We start from the raw sequence: 23,522 nt of genomic DNA, 5'->3' as shown, positions 1-23,522 counted from the left end.
TCTTCGTCCATGGACCTGATCCGCACCATCCAAGACCGCCTGTCGAACATGTCGAAGCGTGGCCTGTTCCTGACCATGCTGGGCGTGGCGGCGGCCGTCGCCGGGCTGGTTTCCCTGGTGATGTGGATCGCGTTCCTGGACACCAGTTCCAAGAAGCCGGTCTCCATCGCGGTGCTGGCCCCGGCCTCGGGCCGGGCGGCGGATCAGGGCGAGTCCATCCGTCGCGGCGTCGAGTTGCTGGTGCAGCAGGTCAACAAGGCGGGCGGCATCGGCGGCCATCCCCTGGCGGTGCTGCGGATCGACGATGGCGACGACCCCGTCCAGGCCAAAGCGGCGGCCGAGAAAGCGGCGGCCAGCGATGTCATCGGCGTCATCGGCCATGCCTCGGGCGCGGCGGCGCGGGCGGCGGCCGAGGTCTATGCCGCGCGCGGCATCCCGGCGCTGACCCCGGCCACGGCGCAGCAGGAAGCCCTGCCCGCCGATCCCTGGCTGTTCCGCACCACCTTCGACGAGACCTTCGAGACCCGCTTCCTGGCCAATTACGTGCGCAATGTGGTGGGCGAGAAGACGGTTTCCATCATCCATTCCGGCAGCCCCCGCGACGAAGCCCTGTCCACCGTGTTCGACGAGGTATTGCAACGCTTCGGCACCAAGGTGCTGTTCCGCTGGGCCTATGACCCGGCCGCGGCGGGGCTGGACCAGGATATCGAGCGCATCGCCGCCGACATCAACGACAAGAAGCTGATCGGCGCGGTGTTCGTCCTCGGCGACGCCGAGGCGGCGGGCCGCATCGTGGCGGGCCTGCGCAAGGGCGGCGTGCGCAACAAGGTGGTCGGCCTGCGCGCCCTGGCCACCGACGCCTTCCGCGCCAGCCTGGCCAATCACTGGAAGGGCGAGGGCTCGGTGGGGGCGGCACTGAACGGCACCCTGGTCAGCGCCCCCATGCTGCTGGACACGGCGGGCGAGCGGGCGCAACGCTTCCGCAACGGCTATATCGAGAAATTCGGTGCCTCGCCCGACTGGCTGGCGGGCTATGCCTTCGACGGGGCACGGTTGCTGAGCGAGACCTATCGCGGCCTGTCCTCGGCCGAGCGCCAGCCCGGATCGGTGCGCAAGGCGCTACGCGACGCCCTGGCCGCCATGAACCGGGTGGACAAGGCCTTCCCTGGCATCAACGGGCCGCAATATTTCGACGCGCGCGGTGTGTCGGCGGCCCCGGCCTGGATCGGCCAGTATGACGGCATCGAGATGATCTCGGCCCTGACCCAGCTGTCGCCCATCCGCGAGGAGGGCGTCGCCAACTACCTGCAGGAGCTGATCGCCGGGCGCGCCCTCTACGTCAACGACCGCTTCATGTACAAGACCAATGTGGTCTTCGCCGGGGTCAAGGTGGACAAGGTGTCGGCCATGGACACCAAGGCCAATACCGTCGACCTGGACCTGACCATCTGGTTCCGCTGGCGCGGCGACATCAACCCCCAGGACGTGGTCTTCACCAACGCCGTCACCCCCATCAAGCTGGAGCATCCCGAGCGCGAGGGCCAGGACGGCGACATGCTGTACCGGTCCTATCGGGTGCACGGCAAGTTCTTCCGCAACTACTCCCAGGTCAGCCGCGCCTATGGCACCCAGCTGGTGGGCCTGTCCTTCCACCACCGCATCCTCAACCGCAACAACCTGATGTACGTCTCCGACGTGCTGGGCATGGATCTGGGCAGCGGCGGCACCCTTCAGGAGCAGTTGAAGAAAAGCCGCATGTCCATCAGCGAGGGCGATGGCGGCAATTCGGTCAAGGCGCTGCTGGCCGGATTGAGCGGCGGCATGGTCAATGCCGATCCGCTGGTGGACATGATGATGCGGGCCCATGTGCTGGCCGGGTTGTCGGGCTGGGAGATCGAGCGGGCCTGGGTATCGCAGGAAGCCTCGCTGCAGGGCTCGTCCGGCGATCCCACCTTCGTCGGTTTCGGCAAGCCGCTGCCGTCCTTCTCGCTGATCGACATGGGCATGATCCTGAAGCCGGACGGCTTCAAGGCCCGCGACGCCTTCCCGGCGGATTCCTTCATCTATTTCGCCATCTTCTCGCTGGTGGGCTCGGTGCTGGCCAGCCTGCTCGACCGCAAGGATCGCGGCCAGTTCTGGCGCATGCAGACCCTGGTCCTGCGCGCGGTGACCTGGCCCTTGCTGCTGGTCTCCGTGGGCAACCTGATCCTCGACTACGCGCTGGCCAATTTCAGCACCTCGGCCATCGACGCCATCTATTTCGTCTACGAGACCCTGTGGTGGATCGTTCCGGCCCGCATCGTCACCATCTCGCTGGAACGTTTCTTGTGGGTGCCCATCGAAAGCCGCACCAACCGCAAGATTCCCAACGTCATCCGCATGCTGTCGTCCTTCGTGGTCTATGCCCTGGCGGCCTGCGGCGTGGTGGCCTTCGTCATGGGCCAGACCCTGACCAGCCTGCTGGCCACCTCGGGCGTGCTGGCCATGATCATCGGCCTGGCGGTGCAGGCCAATATCGCCAACATCTTCTCGGGCGTGGTGCTCAACATCGAACGCCCGTTCAAGGTGGGCGACTTCGTCAAGATCGGCGGCATCGCCGGACAGATCAAGGACATCACCTGGCGCACCGTGCGCATCCGCTCCAACGGCTATATGGTGTCCCTGGCCAACGGCAAGGTGTCCGAGGCCGAGGTCCACAACTACAGCAGCGCCAAGGGTGCCTATACCGGCCTGATCATCCACGCCGATCCCAGCCACGACCCGGTGCAGGTGGTGGAACTGCTCAAGCATTCCCTGGTGGGGGTCAAGGAATTCATCGCTGGCGAGGACCCCGAGGGCGGCGGCACCACCGAGGGCGCCGAGATCCATTTCGCCGGAGTGGAATGCATCGGCGGCCATTGGGTGGCGCGCTACAATATCCGCTTCAGCATCAAGCATATGGGCCGCATGCGTTTCGCCACCGATGAGGTCTGGACCCGCATCTGGCACGCCTTCAACGAGGCCGGAATCGTCTGGAAGCCGCTGTCGGAAGACAGCCCGGACCCCGCCGACACCCCCATGCCGGTGCGGGCGTGAGGATAGCCGCATGAAGGAGTTGCTGGCACGGCTGTCCCGGCATCCGGCAGCCACCGTCCGGCTGTTCCTGGCATCGCTGCTGGTCAATGCCCTGGGGCTGGCCTCGTCGCTCTATGTCATCCAGGTGTTGAACCGCTATGTGGGCCATGGCGTCGGCGCCACCTTGTTCACCCTGACCGTGGGCGTGGTGATCGCGGTGCTGGCGGAACACGTCTTCCGCACCCTGCGCCTGGAGCTGGCGGCCGAGATCGTCGGCGGCGACGACGAGAAGCTGGCCACCGGATTGTTCGGCCTGATGCTGACGGCGCGCCCCACCGCCCTGGACGCAAGGCCACGCGGCGAGGCCGAGATCCTGATGCGCGGCGTCGAGCGGGCGGAAGCCGCCTTTGGCGCCCCCAATCTGGCCGCCCTGGCCGACGTTCCCTTTTCCGTCTTCTTCCTGCTGGTTCTGGCGCTGCTGTCGCCGCCCCTGGCCCTGATCGCCAGCATCTTCACCGCCGCCACCGTTGCCTCCATCTGGTTTGGCCAACGCCGAACCGTCGCCCCCATCAAGGCCGCCCAGGCGGCGGGCCAGGCGGTGGCGACCCTGGTGGAAGCGGCGGGAAGCGGCGGCGACGCCATCCGCCAGTTCCGCGGCGCTTCGCTGTTGATGCGGCGCTGGGTCCAGGTCTCCGCCCGCGCCAGGGAGTTGCGCGGCCAGTTGGCGGCCCAGGCTAATGGCGCCACCTCGCTCAATCAGGCACTGCAAGGGCTGATGGGCGCCGGTATCATCGCGGTGGGTGCCATACTGGTGGTAGACGGCAAGCTGGATGTGGGCGCCCTGATCGGCGCCAACCTCATCGCCGCCCGCGCCCTGGCGCCGGTGGTGCGGCTTGCCCAGTTGAGCCCCTCGCTGCAGCAGGCCGAGGGCGATCTGCGCGCCGCCCGCGCCTTCGCCGTCGACATTCCGGTGGAGCCCGGGCGTGGCGCGGTGCTGGCCGCCTATCACGGTCGGCTGGAACTGCGACGGCTGGCCTATGCCCCTCCCGGCCAGCCCATGCCGCTGTTCTCGGCCCTGGACGTGGTGGTGGAACCCGGCGGCGTCCTGGCCATCACCGGGCGCAACGGCTCGGGCAAGTCCAGCCTGCTGCGCCTGATCACCGGCCTTGCCGATCCCGACGAGGGTCAAGTCCTGGCCGATGGCGTCGATATCCGCCAATTGGACCCGGCCTGGTGGCGGGCGCAGGTTTCCTATCTGCCCCAGGAACCCATCTTCCTTGACGGCAGCATCGCCGAGAACATGGCCGCCGTTCGCCCCGGCCTGGGTGAGGCCGAGATGCGGGCCTGCCTGGACAAGGTCGGGCTGGGCCGCTTCGTCGACGAGCATCCCGACGGGCTGCATCGTCGCCTGACCCTGGGAGGCCGCAGCCTCGCCCTGGGACAGCGCCGCCGTCTCGCCCTGGCCCGCGCCCTGGCGGTGAACGGCCCGCTGGTGGTGCTGGACGAACCGTCCGAGGGCCTGGATCGCGACGCCGTCGAGGCCGTCTATTCCCTGTTGATCGAGTTGGCACGGCTGGGCCGCACCATCGTCGTGGTCTCCCATGACCCCAATATCCTGCGCGGCGCCCGCCAGGTCCTGGAGATCGATCCCAGCGGCTGCCGCCTGACCGCGTCCGAGGTGGCGGCATGACCCCGGCCCAGGCCATCCAATCCTTGCGGGATCACGCCCGGACCGCCACTCCCGCCCAGCGCCTGCTGGCCTACAGCCTGGTCCTGGCGGCGGTCCTGGTCGCCTGGGGTGCGCTGGGCCGGCTGGATGTGGTCAGCAGCGCCGTGGGCGAAGTCATGCCCATGAGCCGGGTCAAGGCGGTGCAGCACCTGGAAGGTGGCATCGTCAGCGCCATCCTGGTGGAGGAAGGCGCCCGGGTGGAAAAGGGCCGCCCGCTGATCCGCCTGGACCCCATCCGCGCCAGTTCCGAGTTGGAGGAGTTGGGGGCAAGACTCAATGGGCTGCGCATCGACATCGCCCGGCTGGAGGCCGAGGTGCGGAGCGAGGACAGGTTCGTGCCGCCGCCTGCCCTGGCCCGCGAGGCCCCCGATCTGGCCAAATCCGCCACCGAGGTGTTCGAGACCCGCCGCCGCCGCCTCTCCCACGATATCAGCACCCAGGAAACCCAGATCGTGCAGCGCCAGCAGGAACTGAACGAAATCGGTATCCGCATCGGCAACAACCGCCGCGCCCTGGGGCTGGTCAGCGATCAGGTCGGCATCAGCGAGAATCTGCTGTCGCGGGAATTGACCAGCCGCATGGTCCATCTCGATCTGGTCCGCCAGCAGCAGACCCTGAAGGGCCAGTTGGACGCCGACCAGGCCGCGGTGCCCCGCATCGAGTCCGCCTTGAAGGAGGCGCGCGAACGCCTGGGCAGCCTGAAGGAGAATTTCATCGAGCAGGCCCGCAAGGAACTGTCCCAAGCCTATCAGTCGCTGGAGGAACTGACCCAGCGCATGCACAAATTCCAAAGCGCCCAGGACCGCACCGTGCTGCGGGCGCCGGTGGACGGCATCGTCAAGACCATCGCGGTGGCCACCGAGGGCGGCGTGATCCAGCCGGGCCAGACCGTATTGGAGATCGTGCCCATCGAGGACCGCCTGATCGTCGAGGCCAAGCTGCGCATCGAGGATATCGGCTATGTCCGCCGTGGCCAATCGGCGCGCGTCACCCTGGTCTCGTCGGAGGCGGCGGCCTTCGGCCATATCCACGGCACCGTGGATACCGTCAGCCCCGACGCCACCGTCACCCAGGATGGCCGCGCCTTCTACAAGATCCGCGTCGTCACCGACAAGAATCGATTCGAGAGCGGCGACAGGGTATATCAATTGTATCCTGGCATGCAGGTGCAGTGCGGTATCCTGATCGGATCGCGCAGCGTCTTCGCCTATCTGCTGAGTCCCTGGTTCCAGTCCCTACGCTTCGCCTTCGAGGAACGTTGACCTTGTCCGCGCATCTGCCCGCCGCCCGAGTGATCCTGAGCACCCTGCTGGCCTGGGTGGTTTACTCAGGCCCCGCCTCGGCCGAGCCGTTGCGGGAAGCCCTGGACCGCATGCTGCAAAGCCACAAGCGCCTCGCCGCCGCCGAGGCCGATGTCCGGGCCTCGGACGCCGGGGCGCTGAAGGCGCGCGGCGGCTACTTTCCAGACCTGAAGCTGACCGCCAACAAGGGGCGCCAGCACGTCCACAAGCCGGCGCCCAGCCAGAGCACCGACATGATCAACCGGGATGCCACCATCTCGCTGACCCAGAACCTGATCGATTTCGGCAAGACCGATGCCGAGGTGGACAAGGCCGATCTGGCCAATACCCAATCGCGCACCACCCTGGCCAGTGTCCGCCAGGATCTGGTGCTGGAAGGCATCTCGTCGCATATCAACCTTTTACGCGCCTATCGGTCGCTGGCCTTCGCCGAGCAATCCGTGGAAAACATCCGCCGCCAGACCGGATTGGAGGAAAGCCGGGTGGAGCTTGGTGCGGGCATGCCCACCGACGTGCTTCAGGCCAAAAGCCAGTTGGCGGGCGCCCAGGCCCGGCTGGTGCGGGCGCGCGGCAGCCTGGTGGCGGCCATCAACCGCTATCGTGCCGTCTTCGCCTCCGAGCCGCCGCCGTCCAAGGAGGTGACGACGGTGCCGGTTCCCGATGGTTTGCTGCCCAAAAGCCTGGACGACGCGGTGGAGATGGCGCGGGACAAGAATTATCAGTTGCGCGCCGCCCGCCTGACCGGCCAGATCGCCCAGGCCGAGGTCCGCCGCGTGGTCGGAGCCGAACTGGCCCCCAAGCTCAATGCCGTGGCCGAGTCCAAGGTCAAGATCAATGTCGACGGCACGCCGGGCAACCAGCAGGAGCAAGTGGTCAAGCTGGAACTCAGCTACCCCTTCAACCTCGGGCTGGCTCCGGTCCGCTCGCTGGCCGTGGCGCGCGAAGGCGTCCTGGCCGCCGACAACCGTCACGCGGACACCCGCGACGTGGTGGAGGAACAGGTTCGAAATGCATGGCAAGCCCTTGCCACCGCCCGTGAAAACGCCGACTATCTCCATAATCAGGCACGCATTTCGGCAGAGTTCCTGTCCATGGCCCGCGAGGAGCGTCTGCACGGACGCCGCTCGCTGATCGATGTCCTGGCGGGGGAAACGACGCTGATCAATGCCCAGAGCGATGCCGCCTCGGCCGAGGCCGATGTGGGAATCGCCGCCTTTACATTGCTGAAATCCGTCGGGGTCCTGAACGAAACCCTGATCGACTAGGAAAGGGGGCGGGGTTATGGATCACTATCTCAAGGACCTGAAGATGTCGGTCTATGAAGATGGCTCCATCGACGAAAGCGAGGTCAAGACCCTGCGCTCGGTGCTGGCGCGCGGACTTGGTCGCGACGAGGTCCAGGTGCTGCTCGACATCAACACCATCCTGAGCGGCAGCGACTATCCGTCCAGTTTCGAGGATCTGTTCGTGGACTCGCTGACCACCTTCGCCCTGGATGGCGGCACCACCATCAGCGACGACACCTGGGCCTGGCTGAAGGGCCATCTGCTGCGCGACGGCACTGTCGACGATTTGGAGCGCAAGGCGCTGCAAGCCATCCGCGCCGCCGCCGAGTCCGTGCCCGACGACCTCGCCGCCCTGGCGGGGTGATCGGTTCGGGCGAGGATGGTCCTGGGCAGCCGGATGAAGGAATTGGAGCGGCAAACGCATCATCGGACAGACTCCTCCCCCCGCCACGGGTGGGGGGAGGTCGGGAGGGGGGCCTCCGCACGCCGACATTCCTGCATCCGCCACCCACTCCCGCGTCAAGTATGTCGGCAACGGCACAGAACAACCAAACCCTGTATCACCCCTCAACCAGCCGACGGGCCTCTTCCACCAAGGCGGTGTGGCGCTGTCCCCACTGGTCCAGGGCGGCGACCTCGGCCTCGGTCAGGCCGATCCGCCGGGCATAGTCGTCCAGCATGGCCCGTTCCTTGGGGTGAATCTTGCGGTCGGCATGGGCCACCGCGTAGAGCTTCAGCATCACCGCCATGCGCGATCGACGGTCCGGGAACTCGCTGAACAACGGTTCCACCAGCATCTCACCGGGATGAATGCACCCCTCCAACCCCAGTTCATGTTCCAGCGCCGCGACGATGGCCAACTCTTCCGGAGCCACTTCGTTATCGGCCGCCATGACATAATAGGCGAAGATAACCAGGGCGCGACGCTGCCCGGCGTCCAGGTGCTGAAGAAACATTGTCATAACTCCCGTCTCCCTCGGCGGTAGTTTATCACGCCATCGGCACCTTACCAATCCCGACCCGGATTCCGGTCTATTTTCGCGGCTTGACCCGGGCGGTGGGTTCGGCCTGCATGGGGTCATCGGGCCACCAATGCTTGGGATACTGGCCCTTGAGATCGGCCTTGACCTGCCGATAGGCATTGGCCCAGAAGCTGGCGAGATCGCGGGTCACCTGGACCGGACGCCGCGCGGGCGACAACAGGTGCAGCAGCACCGCCACCCGGCCCCGATTGACGCGGGGGGTATCCGCGCAGCCGAACATCTCCTGCAGACGCACCGCCAGCACCGGGGTCTCGCCGGAATAGTCGATGGGCAGGCGCGAGCCCGAAGGCACCTCCACATGGCTGGGGGCCAGCTCGTCCAGGCGGCGCCTGGAATCCCAGTCCACCAGTCCGCCCAGGGCAGCCCCGAGGTCGAGGCGGGCGAGATGGGCGCGCCGCGTGATGCCCGCCAGATGGGGCTCCAGCCAGTCCTCGATACCGTCCAGAAGGGCCTGGTCCGACAGGTCCGGCCAGCCCGCCTCGGGGTCCTGGGAGCGCAGGAAGGCCACCCGCTGGCGCAGTTTCTCCAGTTCCGGTGTCCAAGGCAGGCAGCCCAACCCCATGGCGCGCACGCCTTCGGCCATGGCGGCGGCCAGCCGGGAGGGCTCGGCCTCCTTCAGCGGCTTGTCCTCCAGCACCAAGGCGCCCAGCCTGCGGCGACGGCGGGCGCGGACCACCTCCTCCCGCCCGTCCCAGTCGCACAGGGTCTCGGTCTCGATCCGCTCGGCGAACCGCTCCTCGATCCCGGCCAGGGTCAGGGGCGCCGCCAGGAAGATGCGGGCCTCGCGGCGGTCGCCGTCCAGATCGGCGGCCACCAGCCATTCCTCCGCCGCCAGGGGTTCGTGATCGGCAAAGGCGGCACCACGGCCATTGGCCAGGGAATAGCGCGGTTCGCCCCCCGGCCGACGCCGGGCGATGCGATCGGGATAGGCGAAGGCCAGCAGCGCTCCGGCATCCGCCCCTCGGCCATCCCCGCCCTTCACCCCCAGCCTGCGGCGCCACTCCTTGGCCGACTGGCGGGCTCGGGCCAGGGCACCGCGGTCCACGGTCAAGCCATGGCGGGGATCGCCCATATCGCCGCCGCGCAGGGCGTCGACGCGCAAGCGGATGTCGGAATCACGCAAGCCCCGCCCGGCGCGCAGGATGTCGCGTTCCTCCAGCAGCGCCGCCAGATCGCAGGCCAGCCCGCCTTCCCCCATCTCGCGCGCCTTCAGCGCCATATGGGCCAGGCGGGGATGCATGGGCAGCCGCGCCATGGCGCGGCCATGGGGAGTGATGCGCCCGTCCTTGCCCAGCGCCCCCAACTCGGCCAGCAATTGGCGGGCCTGGGCCAGATGGGGAGCGGGCGGCGGGTCCAGCCAGGCCAGCGACAGGGGGTCGTCGACGCCCCATTGCGCCAGATCCAGCGCCAGCGGCGCCAGATCGGCCTCGGTGATCTCGGGCGCCGTCCAGGCTTGCAGGGCGCGATCCTCGGCCTCGGACCACAGGCGGTAGCACACTCCAGGCCCCTGCCGCCCGGCGCGGCCCCGGCGCTGGTCGGCGGCGGCGCGCGACACCGCCAAGGTGACCAGCCGGGTCATGCCCGAGCCGGGATCGAAGCGGGGCAGGCGCATCAACCCGCCATCCACCACCACCCGCACGCCGTCGATGGTCAGCGAGGTCTCGGCGATGGAAGTGGACAGCACCACCTTGCGCCGCCCCTGGCTGTCGGGACGGATGGCCCGGTCCTGGGCCTCCTGGGTCAGATCGCCGTAAAGCGGCGTGATCACCGCGTCTCGGGCGGCGGGATGCTCGGCCAGCAGGCCTTCCACCCGGCGGATTTCCCCGGCGCCGGGCAGGAAGACCAGGATGTCGCCCTCGTCGTCGCGCAAGGCGCTCGCCACCGCCGCCGTCACCTCGTCGGCCAGACGGCGGGGATCGGGACGCGACAGGAAGCGGGTCGCCACCGGATAGGCCCTGCCCTCGCTGCTGAGAAGGGGAGCGCCGCCCATCAGGGCCGCCACCGGCCCGCCATCCAGGGTGGCCGACATCACCAGCAGCCGCAGGTCATCGCGCAAGCCCTGGCGGCTTTCCAGGGCCAGGGCCAATCCCAGATCGGCATGCAGCGAGCGTTCGTGGAATTCGTCGAAGATCACCAGCCCGACGCCGTCCAGCGACGGATCATCCTGAAGCATGCGCACCAGGATGCCTTCGGTCACCACCTCGATGCGGGTGTCAGGGCCGACACGACTGTCGAAGCGGATGCGCCAGCCCACCGTGGCGCCGGGGGCCTCGCCCAGGGTGGCGGCCATGCGGGTGGCGGCGGCCCTGGCCGCCAGGCGGCGGGGCTCCAGCATGACGATGCGTTTGCCCGCCAGCCACGGCGCGTCCAGCAGCGCCAGCGGCACCCGGGTGGTCTTGCCCGCCCCGGGAGGGGCCTGCAGCACCAATTGCCCGGCCTGGGCCAGGGCATCGCGGATGCCGGGCAGAATGGGATCGATGGGAAGGCCGTTCATGCAACCTTTATAGCGATGCCCGATCTAGGGTCAAAAACCGATTGTGAGACGAGGCCGCGAAAGTTAATGATGGTGTGACATTTTGTGAGGCGATGGCCTCTACATTACCGATGGGCGATATTTCGATGGCGCTACCAACCAAGGAAGATGTGGATGCCGCTCCGGAAGCGTTGCTGGATGGCGCCTATTGCACCAAGGTCGAGGATTTCTATTCCGCCGGGTCGCGCGACCTTATCGGTCGATTTCTAACCAACTTCATCGAGTCCCTGGTCATTACCCCTACGGAACTTGTGTTTTCCTCCAAGTACCAGAAGCGGCTGAATGACGCCGGCCGGGTGATGATGAACGCGGTCGACAAGATCGCCACCCTGCAGGCCAAGACCAGGAACGAAAGCGCCGCCCAGCGCCTCAAGGACCTCAACACCCTGATCAGCGCCGGGATGAAGAAGGTCTGGGACGACGACAAGGAGAAACCCGTCTCCGCCATCACCCCCGAGACGTTCTGCGCCTTCGTGGCCGGGGTGAAGGCCACCGGGGCCGAGCGCGACTATGTGATCAACCGCACCCTGGCCGAGTACCTGTCCCAATTCAAGGTCTGGAAGGACAAGGTCGGCGCCCTGCTGAAGCTGTTCGCCGCCAGCAAGGGCAAGGACGAGAATGCCTATATCGAGCTGATCCTGTCGGAATGCGCCAAGAGCGACGCCGCCCTGGACCAGATGCTGGGCCTGTGCGAAACCCTGGAAGAGCGCTGTGGCGACCTGATCGAGCTGTGGAAGGGCGAGTGGAAGCCGCGCCCCAATGCCAATCCCGGCACGGCGGCCATCAACGCCATGATCGCCGCGGGCGAAGCACCCAATGTCAAGGCCTCCGTTGAATATGCGTTGCTGCGGACCCTGGCGGCCAAGGACCCGTTGCGCTCCGCCGAACCCGAGATCGAGATCCAGGCGCTGTTCGACATGTTCAAGCGCATGTGGACCGGCACCACCCTGATCGGTGGCACCAAGGCCATGGCCTCGCTGGAGCGGCGCCAGGCCCGCTATCTCAGCAAGGAAGGCATCACCGACCTGCTGCGCGAACGCAAGGTGCTGGCCGACCGCTATGCCTTCCTGATGCAGATCAGCGCCATCGCCATCGGCCAGAGCAACCGCGCCACGCTCAAGACCTTCATCGACCATTATTTCGGCGACAAGGATTTCGTGCCCCGGGTCATCGGCGGCCAGGAACCACCGGTTCCCAAGCTTCAGACCCTGACCACCATCCACAAGGCCATCAAGGCGTCCTGGCTGCCCGAGGGCGACAAGGCGGTGTGCATGGCCCAGGTGGAAGCCGCCCAGGGCCAGTTGCTGCGCTCCTCGCGCCTGTTCGAGCAGGTGGACAAGAAAGGCGGATCGGCGTCGCAGAAGGTGCTGACCCTGCTGGACCTCTGTCGCAAGGGCACCTTCATCGATGGCCCCAACATGGCCGCCGTGCGCACCATCATGGAAACCTATCTGCGCGATCCCAGCTTCCTGCCCGACTATCTGGCCGGGGCGTCCGGCGAGGAGAAGGAGCGCAAGATGACGCTGCTGACCAAGACCCTGTCCGCCTTCGGCATCCAGGTCTGAGGCCGCCGGGACGGGTGAGGGCGCCCGCGTCGGCGCGCCATTCGACATCAAGTCGCGGCTACCAGTCCCTCACCCCGACCCTCTCCCGCAAGCGGGAGAGGGGGGAAGTGGATATCCTGCCCGCCCCTACTCCTTGGCGACATAGGTGTAGAAGCGGATGGAGCCATCGGGCTCGATCTCGCGGTACAGACCCTGGATTTCTGCCTCGAAGCCGGGGAACTGATTCGACGCGCTTTCGAACATCTTCAGGTAGTCCAGCATGGGCTTGGCCCGCGCGCACAGCCGCTCGCCGGGAATGATGGTGGCGATGCCGGGGGGATAGACCACCCACAGGGTGGTGGCGATGCGACCCTCGATCTGGTCGATGGGCAGGTAATCCACCTGGTTGCGGGTCAGCATGCGCACGGCATCGTTGGGACGCATGACCATCACGGGGCGATGCTCGGGCGAGAACTGGGCGCGCTGCAGGGCGCTGACATTGCGTTCGCGGTAGAAGGCGTGCATGGCGGCGCACAATTCCTGCATGCGGATGCCCTTGTAGCGTTCGGGACGGCGGCGAACGAATTCGGGAATGGCGTCGTCCAGCAGGGCATTGTCGTCATGGCGGCGCTTGAAGGCCACCAGGGTGGAGAGCAGGGTTCCGGCCTTGCTCGACTCGACGCCGGGGGTCAGCAGGAACAGCAGCGAGTTGAGGTCGTTCTTTTCCGGCACCACCCGGTTCTCGCGCAGATACTGCGCCACTACCGGCGCCGGAATGCCGTAATCGGCATAGGTGCCGGTGGCGCGGTCGAAGCCGGGGGTCAGGAGGGTCAGCTTGTTGGGATCGGTCATGGCATAGCCCGACCGGGTAACATGCGTGAAGCCGTGCCAACGGGCACCGGGGGTGAATTCCCAATAGCGCGGATTGGCGGCCAGGGTCTCGGTGGGCAGCTCCTCCCAGGCCACCTCGGCCCCGTCGGCGGCGCCGTCGCCCTGGCCCGCCACCACCCGGTCGGGCACGAAGGGTTCGAAGAACCAGTGCCGCGCCTTGTCCTTTTCCTTCTCCATGAACTCGCGCTTGATGGCGCGGATCTTCTTGCGCAGCTCGATGCCGAGATCGACGGTGTCGTCCCACAGCACCTCGCCCGAGCGGCCGCGCATCATCTGGGCGCCCACGTCCAGCGAGGCGAACAGCGGATAGAACGGCGAGGTCGAGGCGTGCAGCATGAAGGTCTCGTTGAACCGCTTATGCTCGATGCGGCGGGGCTGGCCCTTGATGTGGCGGTCGCGCACATGGATCTGCGACGCCTGCGAGAAGCCCGCCATCTGCTTATGGGTGGACTGGGTCGAGATGATGCCGGGCTGGTCCTCGCCCAGATCCTTCAGCCCCATGGCGTAGCAGCCCCGGAACAGGGGATGGAATTTCAGGAATCCGGCCCAGGCCTCGTCGAACAGGATGTAGTCGCACAGATGGCCGATCCGCTGCAGGATCAGCTCGGCATTGTAGATGGTGCCGTCATAGGTGCACTGCTCGATCACCGCGACGCGGAAGGGACGCGGCCGCTGCCAGGCCTCGGGGTCCTTGACCAGCGGATTGTCGCGAATCTTGGCGCGGATGGCGTCTTCGTCGAAGGCCTCGGTATAGATGGGACCGATCAACCCCTGGGCGTTGCGGTCGGTCTCCAGGAAGATGGGAATGCCGCCGCCCAGCAGCAGGGCGCCGTGATGGGCCGCCTTGTGGTTGTTGCGGTCGAACAGCACCAGATCGTCCTCGGCCACCAGGGCCGACAGCACGATCTTGTTCGACGCCGAGGTGCCGTTGAGCACGAAATAGGTCTTTTCCGCCCCGAAGATGGCCGCCGCCTCCTTCTGGGCCTGCAGGGCCGGGCCTTCGTGGATCAGCAGGTCGCCCAGTTCGAGCACCGAATTGTCCAGGTCGTCGCGGAACACCGCCTCGCCCAGATGCTCGACGAAGATGCGGCCGATGGGGCTGCGGTTGTAGAAGATGCCGCCGTTATGGCCGGGACAGGTCCAGAGCTGGTTGCCTTCCTCGGCATAGTCCACCAGAGCGCCGAAGAACGGGGTCTTCAGGGTCTCGGCGAACTGCTTCAGGCGGCTGACCAGATTCTTGGCGATGAATTCCGGGGTTTCCTCGGCCAGGAAGACGTAACCGTCGATATAGTCCAGCACGTCCACCGGGATGTCCTCGAAGCGCTCGCCGCGCACCAGGATGACGATGGGCATTTCCAGGCCGCGCCGCCGCATCAGATTGATCAGCTCGGTCGCATCGCCGCCCTGGCCGCCCTTGGCCCAGTCCACCAGCACGCAGCCGATGGCGGCGTCGGTCTGCACCGCGATCTCGGCGTCCTCGATCCTGCGGGCGCGAACCACCTCGAAGCCCAGGCGCTCCACCTCGTGGATGATCTGCTGGACCCGCGCCCCCTCCAGGTCGTCGGTACCGAATGCCGGAGCACAGACCAGGAATGTCAGCCGCCGAAAGAACTCCATCACCTGCTCCTAAGTCCGGATCATTATCGGGCCTTGCCGGGCCGCAGCGCAGCCTAGCGACACCGGCCCCAGGGTTCCATGCCGCCGAGGACGTGACATGGAAACTTCACGGAGCCTTGCTAGCAGGAATCGAGGCGTTGGTATAGCGCCAGCACATGACGGAGATGCCACATCCGGTCACAAGCCGCGCCAATTCGCCACCAACTCTCCGTTGAGTTCCGGGTTAGGCTGCTCCTCATCCATCGCTGACAGGCAATATTCGTGCCCCCCTCCCCGCCCCAGAGCCACCCGCCACTGTCCTTTCTGGCTGTATGCGGCATGATGCTGCTGGCCTTCGCCCTGGCCGCCGGGTGGCTGGCCCTGGACCTGTCCGGCAGCCGCGACCGGATCATTGAGGAACGCTCGCGCCTCGCCGCCCAGAAAAGCCAGTTCATGAGCCAGTGGTTCGGTACCACCATCCTGACCACCGATTATGTGCTGCGTGACGTGCTGGGGCGGATCAGCACCGACGATCTGGTCTATCCCGACCCCGATCCCGACCACTTCCAGCGGATGCGGGCGATGCTGGCGGAAAAGACCGCATCCCTGCCCGCCATCCTCGACATCGCGGTCTACAATAAGGACTGCGTCTTCACCGCCACCGGCAGTCGACCGGTGGATGGGTTTCGGAGCAGGCAGGTCTTTTGCGCCACTCCCGATGCCAAGGTCAGCTCCGACAGCTATGTTCAGTACATGCCCACCGAGAAATCCGCGTCCAAGCGGCCGGTGATCCTGATCTCGCGCAATCTGGTGACGCAGGAAGGCAGGCTGGTGGGAGGCGCCCTCGCGGCATTGGACCTGGATCAGGCCCAGGAATGGATCGCCGACTTCCAAGTCGACCCCCACGACGTCCTGGCCATGGTCGATATCCAGGGCATCCTGCTGGCCCGCAATCCCCCCATTCCGGACGCAATCGGCACCATCACCCCACCACCTCCGGGCCAACCGGCCTTCGGCTCCGCCCGCGCCTCGGCCACCTTCGTGGCGGTCTCGCCGCTGGACGGGCGGGAACGCATCTTCGGCGTCAGCAAGATCGAGCAGATTCCGGTGGCCATTATCGTCGGCTTCGACAAGGCCAGTGCCCTGGCGGAATAGCGCAAGCGCGCCTGGCAGCTCTCGGGGGGCTTCGTGGTGCTTGTGCTGGCCGCCCTGCTGATGATGCGGGCGCACCTGACAACGCTGCGCCAGCGCGAGGAAATGCGCAAGCTGGCCACCACCGATGCCCTGACCGGTATCGCCAACCGCCGCCATCTGGTGGATACCGGGCGGCTGGAGGTTGGGCGCGCCCGGCGCTATGCCCACGGACTGTCGACGATGATCCTGGATATCGACCGCTTCAAGGCCATCAACGACAGTTGGGGCCACCCCACCGGCGACCGCGCCATCCAGGCCCTGTCGCGGACCATGCAGACCATCGTCCGCGACCAGGACATGGCGGGGCGCCTGGGCGGCGAGGAATTCGCCGTGATCCTGCCGGAAACCGATCTGGCCGGAGCCTTGGTGATCGCCGAGCGCATGCGGGCGGCGGTGGCGGGCGACATCGAGGTGGCCGCCGATGACGGCCAGCCGGTGCGCTTCACCGTCAGCATCGGCGTTGCCGCCCTGGGCGAGGCTGACGCCAATTTCGAGGATTTGCTGACCCGCGCCGACAGGGCGCTGTACCAGGCGAAAGACTCCGGCCGCAACCGCGTCGTCGCCGCATAGACGAAGACACGGCCGCGGCCGGGGGACTCAGCCGACCTTGGGCAATTCCGCCAGGGCGGCATCCAGCGCCGCCTGGTCATAGACGGTATCCTTCAGCTTGCCCGCGAAATAGTCGGTATAGGCCTGCATGTCGAAATGGCCGTGGCCCGACAGGTTGAACAAGATGGTCTCGGCCTTGCCCTCGGCCTTGCAGCGCAGGGCCTCATCCACCGCCGCCTTGACCGCGTGCGAGGATTCCGGGGCGGGCACGATGCCCTCGGCCCGGGCGAAGCGCACCGCCGCCTCGAAGCACTCGGTCTGGTGATAGGCGCGGGCCTCCATCAGGCCCAGCTCCTTGACATGGCTGACCATGGGGGCCATGCCGTGATAGCGCAGGCCACCGGCATGGGAGCCCGGCGGCATGAAGGTGGCGCCCAATGTGTGCATCTTGACCAGGGGCGTCAGCTTGCCGGTATCGCCGAAATCATAGGCGTAGAGCCCCTTGGTCAGGGTCGGGCACGAGGCGGGCTCCACCCCGACGACGCGGACCTTGGCGCCCTTCAGGTTCTCGCGGATATAGGGAAAGGCCAGACCGGCGAAGTTGGAGCCGCCGCCGGTGCAGGCGATGACGATGTCGGGGGAATCGCCCGCCATCTCCATCTGCATCATGGCTTCCTCGCCGATCACCGTCTGATGCAGGCAGACATGGTTGAGCACGCTGCCCAGGGCATATTTGGTGTCGTCGCGCGAGGCGGCCATTTCCACCGCCTCGGAGATGGCGATGCCCAGCGAACCATTGGACTCCGGGTCCCGCTCCAGGATGGCGCGCCCGGCATGGGTCAAGGGCGAGGGGCTGGCGATGCAGGTGGCGCCGTAGGTTTCCATCAGGGCGCGGCGATAGGGCTTTTGTTGGTAGGAGATCTTCACCATGAAGACCTCGACCTCCAGGCCGAACAGCGATCCGGCGAAGGCGAGCGAGCTGCCCCACTGACCGGCCCCGGTCTCGGTGGACAGACGCTTGACGCCCTCTTGCTGGTTGTAGAAGGCCTGGGGCACCGAGGTATTGGGCTTGTGGCTGCCCGCCGGGCTGACGCCCTCATACTTGAAATAGATGCGGGCCGGAGTGTCCAGCGCCCGCTCCAGACGGCGCGCCCGGATCAGTGGCGACGGCCGCCACAGGCGATAGACCTCGCGCACCGGCTCGGGAATGTCCACCCAGCGCTCGGTGGTGACTTCCTGGGCGATCACCGCCATGGGGAAGATGGGGGCAAGGTCGTCGGGACCGATGGGCTGGCCGGTACCGGGATGCAAGGGCGGCGGCGCCGCAACCGGCAAATCGGCGTTCAGATTGTACCAGGCCTTGGGCATCCGATCCTCGGACAGCAGGTACTTGGTGCTCTCGGTCATTTCCACGACCCCCTATTGGCGGGTGTAATTCTCCGGGCGGTTTTACGCCTCCCACCACCGCTTGCAAAGGGGCTGCGTCGGCTTTGGCCGCCTTGCGCATTTTCCCCTTGCGCCCTGCCCAGGATCGACATATAAAGCCGCCCTCCGCCGGGAGACACCAAGCCCCGACGGCCCTATGGGTGCATAGCTCAGTTGGTAGAGCAGCTGACTCTTAATCAGCGGGCCCAAGGTTCGAGTCCTTGTGCACCCACCAATCCAAGACCCTGATTTCTCAACGGAAATCGGGGTCTTGCTCTTTCGGGACCAGCCTTCAAAATCAAGAGTTTGGCAGTCCGCGGAAAAAAGTTTGGCAGTCATGAATTCCGCCCCGCATCCAGCAGCTTTTCGAGCTTGCCAATGGCCGAGGCAGAACGCTCCTTCTGTCGGGCGTGGCCGAGATAATGCTGCACCATTTGATCGGTCACATGCCCAGTAACCGCCTTGATTTCCGGATTGGTGCAACCTGCCTCCGCAAGCATGGCAGTCATGGTGTTGCGCAGGCCATGGAAGGTCAGACCTTTCAACCCCGCCTGCCTCATCGCCTTGGCAAAGCGATGGCGAAAATTGTCTTCGCGGTATGGCCGCCCCTTCGCCGAGATCACCATGGTCATACCCTGCCTCGGTGCCCCGTCCAGGGCCTCCGCCAACGGACGCGCAATCGCAAGGGTCAGAGGCTGAGCCGTTTTTGACTGGGTGAGAACAATCTCACCATTTTGATACTGATCCCAACGCATGGTGATGATGTCGCGCTCGCGCTGACCAAGATATAGCCCCAGCATGAACGCCAGCCGGATCCCTGGTTCGAGCTCAGAGCGGAGAAAAGCGTCAACCTCATCAACCTCCCAGTGACGGTGACCGCTGCCAGGATATCGGGACCGAATCGCTCCGCCACCATCTCGGGGCTGGTGGCGGTATCCTCGATCACGTCATGGAGCAGGGCGGTCGTTACCGCCAGGGTGCCATTACGTCCGGGCTCTGTCGCCAGGGCGGCCATCACCTCCTGCGCCACCGACGCCAGATGGGTGACATAGGGAAAGCCTGTCGGCGTCTTCTGGTCGCCATGCCGTTCGGCGGCAAAGGCCAGGGTGGTCAGGAAGGAATCCTGGGACCAGGGGCTGTCCGGCATCATGTCTTTTCCTCACCGTTCATCCGCTTCCACAGGGCCAGCAGGTCAGCTTCTTCCGTGGTCCCGACGGTTGGTTCCCCGGAATCGGCCTTGGCCCCAATTAGATCGAGCACCTTACTCCGGGCGGCGACCGTGCCAACGGCGGGGATGGATGTGCTGTGCGCGCCAAGGGCCTCGTCCAGGTCGAAGACGCTCGGCCTCAGGGCCGGTGGCAGGACGGAACGGGCATTCTCGGCGCAGACCCGTGGCACGTAGCCGTTCAGATAAGACAGGCAGCCCTCGATCATGGCGTCGAGAACGCCGAGGCGTTGATCGACGATGGATCGAAGGCGGATCCGCCAAAGTCCCGACACCACGCCAGCGGCGGCCAGCGAGGCCGCCCACCAGGCCAGCGCCGTGATGCCCGCCTCACCCAGCACCGCCAGACCGGCAAGCCACAGGCAAAGCCCCAGTGGCCAGACAAGCGATGCCTGCCGCAGAACTTGCTCCAGGGCACGCCGCTCGGTTTCCCGATAGGCCTGCAACAGACGCCGGGCCTGCTTGGCATTATTGGAGCCCAGGGTCAGCCGCCGAGCGAAATCCACCAGTGGCGTCAGCAGCCAGGGCAGATCGCACACGGCCTTGTGATGGAGGAAGAGGGAATCGGAGAGTGGCGCCTCCACATGGGCCTCCAACGCCAGATCGCCCTTGTCCCTGGCAAATGCCCACAGTTCGTTCAGGCAGAGCAGCAAGGCCAGGGTGGCTTCCCGCGTCGGCGCCTCGCGGTGCAGCGCGCGCACTGGCTGGATTACGGATGTAAATATCGTCACTCGAATGCTCCCGCCATGAATGCCATTGCGATGATTTGCGTCAGGATAGGGGGCCGTCCAGGGATGAGAGCTGCGCGAGAAACTCCCTGTTCAAGGTCGCCTGATCCGGCAAAGTTCCTGTCGCACGTAAGTTTCTGATCGTCTCGATGATCGTGCGCTGGGCCTCAAGAATCTCCACCGCCGTAGCGCCGTCCAGCGCCTCCATGTCCCGCATCAACAATCGCCCGGCGCGATGGCTGATACAGTCAAGGATGGACCGAGCCGTATGTGAGCTGGCTCCGCGCAGCGCCAGGGACCATACGTCCTTGTCAACGGAATGCAGCAAGACTCGGATGCCATCTGTTCCAAGGAGGGACAACCGGTTGAAGTCCACGGATACGGCGGAATGCTCGGGAGGCAGATCGTCGGAAAGATCGGTCAGCAGTTCATCCAACCTCTGATCTCGCTCGAAACTGTCAAGATCGGACGGCATTAGCCGGTCCAGCATGTCCTGGATGGCCGTGGTGCAGTCTTTTCCGCCGGCCTTGCCCGCAGGCAACAGCAGGGGGGCGCCGGGATAGAGGTGCCGTACGGACTCAGCCCTGATCATGGCTTCCAACTGGTCATGGCTCGGCCGTAGCCGTTGTGGCAATGCCATGCGGGCGGCATCCGCGCTCACCTGGGGGGCAAATGCGCCATCGGCGTGAAAGCAGATGCCTCGGCGCAGTGCCTCCAGCATGCCGAGCCGCTCGCTCGCGATCCATCCGATCCAAACCTTGACGCAATGAAGCGCCAGCATGGCCAGCCCCATGGGGACGATCCAGAGCGTGACCATGGGCCAGGCAAGGCTTCCTTCCATGACCAGGGGTGGTCTTACGATAGCCATGGCCATCGCCCATAAGGCGGTGATTGCCGTGGCAAGCAGCATCACCAAACCTTGGACGGTGCGCATCCGCCGCTCCTCAGCGGCAATGATGCCGTCGATCATTTGGCCGTATGCGGAACTGCCATCGGTTCCCAGGGTGAAGTGGCGCACCAGATCCATCAGCGGTTCCATCAGCCAGGGCAGTCGGGCCAATGACCGGTGCTGGTGGAGGATGACACTCCGTTCGGGATGAACGACGTGGTCTTCCAAAGCCAGCGGCCCTCTGGCCTTGGCCAAGGACCAAAGGTCGTAGAGGCACAGCAGCAGGGCCAGGGCGGCTTCCCGCGTCGGGGCTTCGCGGATCAATGAGCGGATCGAAGTAATCCCGCTCATGCGCCCGGACTCGCCAGAAGCTCCCGTATATCGGCCAGGACATCTTCAAGCGGCCGACAGGACCCGACGATTTCCTTCTGGATCTTTTCGATGTCGGAGGCCGTGACCGAACCGGACAGGTTTTTCATGTCATCCAGCATCATCTGGCGAGCCCTCTCGCTTAGGCGGTCGAGGAACCGTACCGCCACCTCGGCGGTGGTGCCCAGCAGCGCAATTCCCATCCGATCCTTCTCGATATTGCGCCACAACGAGTTTAGTTCGGCATCTTCCTTCTGGGCCAAGGCATCGAATGCGTCGCAGCCAACATGGGGATGCATGAACGTCTTCAACAGCGCAGCGCCGCCATCGGCAAGGCCACGTTGCTCAATGACATCAATGATGCTTTCGCGCACCTTGGATACGGCGCCAGGGGTCCGGCAAATGCCGTCGAAATCGCTTTCTTCTTCCATGTCCCGCAACAGCAGCGCTTGGGCGCGATTGCTCATCAGGCTGAAGACCCGACGAACCACCGTGGTTGGCAGGCCCAGGAGGCCTACACCCCAGTCATTCTTGTCGACCAGCCGGAGCAGCTCCATTAGCGCGGGCTTGCCGATCATCTCAAGGTATTCGGCCAAGCGGTCGACCGATCGGTGCCAGTCGCTATCGTCAGTGGCCCAGCCCTTGGCGATAGCGACCAGTCTGGCCTCGAGATCCGGCGGGGCCTCGACCGGCTCATCCTCCTCTTCGTCCTCGAAATTCTCCCCAAGCCGACGGGCCATCTGGTCGTCGTAATCGGTGGTGGTGGGGTCGATAGGGTCGACGGGAAGCAGCATCTCGTTGGGGCTTCGAATACGCTTGCCAGCCGAGTTGTTGATGCCGTCGAGAAACTCGTCATAGCCCAGTCGCAGGTGCTTCGGCAGGGAGAACCTGGCATAATCGGCCGAAACCTGCGGGGTATAGCCGCCCACATGGGCTGCCAGGGCGTTGCGCAGGGCACGCAGCACCAGCACCTTGTCGGCGGCGGCATCGTTCAGCCGCTCACGCAGATCTTCCCGCGCCGGTGTGTCGGCCATTCCGGCAAGAGTGTCGCGGATGTACCGCCTATCATCCTCGCCTACGGCCGCGATACGGGAATCGAGCAGGCGCTCGACCTGGACCTGCTCGGTCAGGCCCAAGGTGATGTGGCGGAAGATGTCGCGCAGCGGTTCCGCCAGCCAAGCGCGATCCCGTACATGGCGATAAGCGTAGAACAGCAGGCTGCGCTCGGGGTGATCCAGCGTGTCTTCCAGGACGACGATCTGCCGCATTTTGTCCAGGTGGCACAGATCGTTGATCAGCAGGCAAAGGTCGCGCGCCGTTTCCCTGGTCGGGGCCAGGGTGATGAGGTCGATGTCTGCCTCGGCAGGTGCTGATGTCATTTTGATTCTCCCCTCCTTGGTGCCGGGGATGATACCCGAATTTCAGGAATAGACGGATAGGTGCCAGGTCGAGCCCCCTCCAGATTTCCATGAGTGTCCTGGCGTTCTCCAAGGCAGGGCACTGCGGAGACCTTTTCACTGACTGCGATTCCACCTAGTCTACGCAAGGGTACAAGATAGCAGAAGCCACTTTGGCGTGTGTTTTTCATCAGTTGGGGATTGCCATGGAAGCGACAAGCGACTTCTCGATCTGGCGCGAACGATGGTGCTGTCGAGCATCAGGTACTGGTTGTCGCGATCGGCGGTGAGAACCTCGAACACCCGCTCCCATATTCCCGCATGGCACCAGCGGCTGAAACGGCGATGGACCGTCTTCCATTTACCATACCGTTCCGGCAGATCACGCCAATGCGCCCCGGAGCGCAGTACCCACAAGCATCCATTCACGAACAGCCGGTTATCTGCGCCCGTTCGCCCGGGATCGCCCGCCTTTCCAGGCAAAAGAGACGAAATCCTGGTCCATTGGGCTTCATTCAACTCGTATCGCTTGATCCCCATCGGTCGCTCCGCATCAACAAGGCGGAACCTTATGAATCACAGAAACGTCCGACGGGGAATCCTGAATGTCGATCCGACCTAGGGCTATCGGCGGCGTTCATCAACAGGGCGATCAGTCGATGCGAATGGCTGTGGCATATATGGGCACCTCCGGAAACCTCTTCATTCTGACGGTTTGAGAGTTGTTCCGGGCGTGAATTGCGGTTGATCGGCGTTTCCGGGTCTGTTT

At 65.5% G+C, this 23,522-nt stretch carries 18 protein-coding genes, 1 tRNA gene and 1 pseudogene; 9 read left to right on the top strand and 11 right to left on the bottom strand.

The window, feature by feature from the left end; all coding sequences use genetic code 11:
- The first annotated feature begins 9 nt into the window (after positions 1-9).
- Genes A6A04_RS00145 through A6A04_RS00125 form a run of 5 tightly spaced genes read left to right on the top strand, consistent with a single transcriptional unit; the run spans position 10 to position 7,734 of the window.
- Complete coding sequence (locus A6A04_RS00145; RefSeq protein WP_068489202.1) at positions 10-3,075, top strand: ABC transporter substrate-binding protein; 3,066 nt, start codon at positions 10-12, stop codon at positions 3,073-3,075.
- Between the two features lie 10 nt (positions 3,076-3,085).
- Positions 3,086-4,744 carry an ATP-binding cassette domain-containing protein gene (locus A6A04_RS00140; RefSeq protein WP_068489199.1) on the top strand — a complete coding sequence of 553 codons (1,659 nt, stop codon included), beginning with the start codon at positions 3,086-3,088 and terminating at the stop codon, positions 4,742-4,744.
- The gene (locus tag A6A04_RS00135; RefSeq protein ID WP_068489197.1) at positions 4,741-6,045 is read left to right on the top strand and encodes an HlyD family type I secretion periplasmic adaptor subunit; all 1,305 of its coding nucleotides are present in this window, start codon (positions 4,741-4,743) and stop codon (positions 6,043-6,045) included. Before A6A04_RS00140 ends, A6A04_RS00135 begins: the two co-directional genes overlap by 4 nt.
- 2 nt (positions 6,046-6,047) lie before the next feature.
- Positions 6,048-7,349: a TolC family protein gene (locus A6A04_RS00130; RefSeq protein ID WP_068489195.1), complete on the top strand. Its 1,302-nt coding sequence runs from the start codon at positions 6,048-6,050 to the stop codon at positions 7,347-7,349.
- 16 nt (positions 7,350-7,365) lie between these two features.
- On the top strand, positions 7,366-7,734 hold the full coding sequence (locus A6A04_RS00125; protein ID WP_068489193.1) for a hypothetical protein: 369 nt from the start codon (positions 7,366-7,368) through the stop codon (positions 7,732-7,734).
- Between the two features lie 196 nt (positions 7,735-7,930).
- Here the strand turns inward: A6A04_RS00125 and A6A04_RS00120 are convergent, their stop codons facing one another.
- Both A6A04_RS00120 and hrpB read right to left on the bottom strand, forming a co-directional pair.
- Positions 7,931-8,332, bottom strand: coding sequence for a TerB family tellurite resistance protein (locus tag A6A04_RS00120; protein WP_172822703.1), 402 nt, complete (start codon positions 8,330-8,332; stop codon positions 7,931-7,933).
- A 70-nt stretch (positions 8,333-8,402) separates the two neighbouring features.
- Complete coding sequence (gene hrpB / locus A6A04_RS00115) at positions 8,403-10,907, bottom strand: ATP-dependent helicase HrpB (protein WP_068489189.1); 2,505 nt, start codon at positions 10,905-10,907, stop codon at positions 8,403-8,405.
- A 125-nt stretch (positions 10,908-11,032) separates the two neighbouring features.
- On the opposite strand from hrpB, the gene A6A04_RS00110 reads away from it, so the two are divergent.
- Positions 11,033-12,511, top strand: coding sequence for a hypothetical protein (locus A6A04_RS00110; protein WP_068489332.1), 1,479 nt, complete (start codon positions 11,033-11,035; stop codon positions 12,509-12,511).
- Between the two features lie 126 nt (positions 12,512-12,637).
- Here the strand turns inward: A6A04_RS00110 and A6A04_RS00105 are convergent, their stop codons facing one another.
- On the bottom strand, positions 12,638-14,998 hold the full coding sequence (locus A6A04_RS00105; RefSeq protein WP_068489187.1) for an Orn/Lys/Arg family decarboxylase: 2,361 nt from the start codon (positions 14,996-14,998) through the stop codon (positions 12,638-12,640).
- Positions 14,999-15,316: 318 nt separating this feature from the next.
- Here A6A04_RS00105 and A6A04_RS23000 point away from each other — a divergent pair, with 318 nt between their 5' ends.
- Positions 15,317-16,132: a hypothetical protein gene (locus tag A6A04_RS23000; protein WP_245651026.1), complete on the top strand. Its 816-nt coding sequence runs from the start codon at positions 15,317-15,319 to the stop codon at positions 16,130-16,132.
- A gap of 33 nt (positions 16,133-16,165) precedes the next feature.
- Positions 16,166-16,741, top strand: a complete 576-nt coding sequence (locus tag A6A04_RS22995; protein WP_245651025.1) for a GGDEF domain-containing protein — start codon at positions 16,166-16,168, stop codon at positions 16,739-16,741.
- Between the two features lie 27 nt (positions 16,742-16,768).
- Here the strand turns inward: A6A04_RS22995 and A6A04_RS00095 are convergent, their stop codons facing one another.
- A complete protein-coding gene (locus A6A04_RS00095; protein ID WP_068489185.1) occupies positions 16,769-18,127 on the bottom strand; it encodes a TrpB-like pyridoxal phosphate-dependent enzyme in 1,359 nt (452 codons plus the stop codon).
- A 177-nt stretch (positions 18,128-18,304) separates the two neighbouring features.
- On the opposite strand from A6A04_RS00095, the gene A6A04_RS00090 reads away from it, so the two are divergent.
- Positions 18,305-18,380, top strand: a tRNA-Lys gene (locus A6A04_RS00090).
- Between the two features lie 100 nt (positions 18,381-18,480).
- On the opposite strand, the gene A6A04_RS21430 is transcribed toward A6A04_RS00090, so the two are convergent.
- From A6A04_RS21430 to A6A04_RS22800, 7 genes and pseudogenes are all read right to left on the bottom strand, one after another.
- Positions 18,481-18,900, bottom strand: a complete 420-nt coding sequence (locus A6A04_RS21430) for a tyrosine-type recombinase/integrase (RefSeq protein ID WP_407670230.1) — start codon at positions 18,898-18,900, stop codon at positions 18,481-18,483.
- Positions 18,834-19,295 carry an HD domain-containing protein gene (locus tag A6A04_RS22990; protein ID WP_245651024.1) on the bottom strand — a complete coding sequence of 154 codons (462 nt, stop codon included), beginning with the start codon at positions 19,293-19,295 and terminating at the stop codon, positions 18,834-18,836. Before A6A04_RS22990 ends, A6A04_RS21430 begins: the two co-directional genes overlap by 67 nt.
- Positions 19,292-20,101 (bottom strand): hypothetical protein, encoded by an 810-nt coding sequence (locus A6A04_RS00075; RefSeq protein ID WP_156612394.1) that lies wholly within the window; start codon positions 20,099-20,101, stop codon positions 19,292-19,294. Before A6A04_RS00075 ends, A6A04_RS22990 begins: the two co-directional genes overlap by 4 nt.
- A 40-nt stretch (positions 20,102-20,141) precedes the next feature.
- Positions 20,142-21,338, bottom strand: a complete 1,197-nt coding sequence (locus A6A04_RS00070) for a FliG C-terminal domain-containing protein (protein ID WP_068489179.1) — start codon at positions 21,336-21,338, stop codon at positions 20,142-20,144.
- Positions 21,335-22,735 (bottom strand): FliG C-terminal domain-containing protein, encoded by a 1,401-nt coding sequence (locus A6A04_RS00065; protein WP_068489177.1) that lies wholly within the window; start codon positions 22,733-22,735, stop codon positions 21,335-21,337. Before A6A04_RS00065 ends, A6A04_RS00070 begins: the two co-directional genes overlap by 4 nt.
- A 240-nt stretch (positions 22,736-22,975) precedes the next feature.
- Positions 22,976-23,287 (bottom strand): annotated as a pseudogene (locus tag A6A04_RS21425) (IS5 family transposase); the annotation flags it as partial.
- A gap of 35 nt (positions 23,288-23,322) precedes the next feature.
- A partial coding sequence (locus tag A6A04_RS22800; protein WP_216636063.1) for a hypothetical protein occupies positions 23,323-23,522 on the bottom strand: 200 nt, incomplete at its 5' end.

It is taken from the genome of Paramagnetospirillum marisnigri, from assembly GCF_001650715.1.
GTDB classification, from domain to species: Bacteria; Pseudomonadota; Alphaproteobacteria; order Rhodospirillales; family Magnetospirillaceae; genus Phaeospirillum; species Phaeospirillum marisnigri.
The sequence above is the reverse complement of the archived record's forward strand: the minus strand, read 5'-3'. Positions and strand labels throughout refer to the sequence as shown.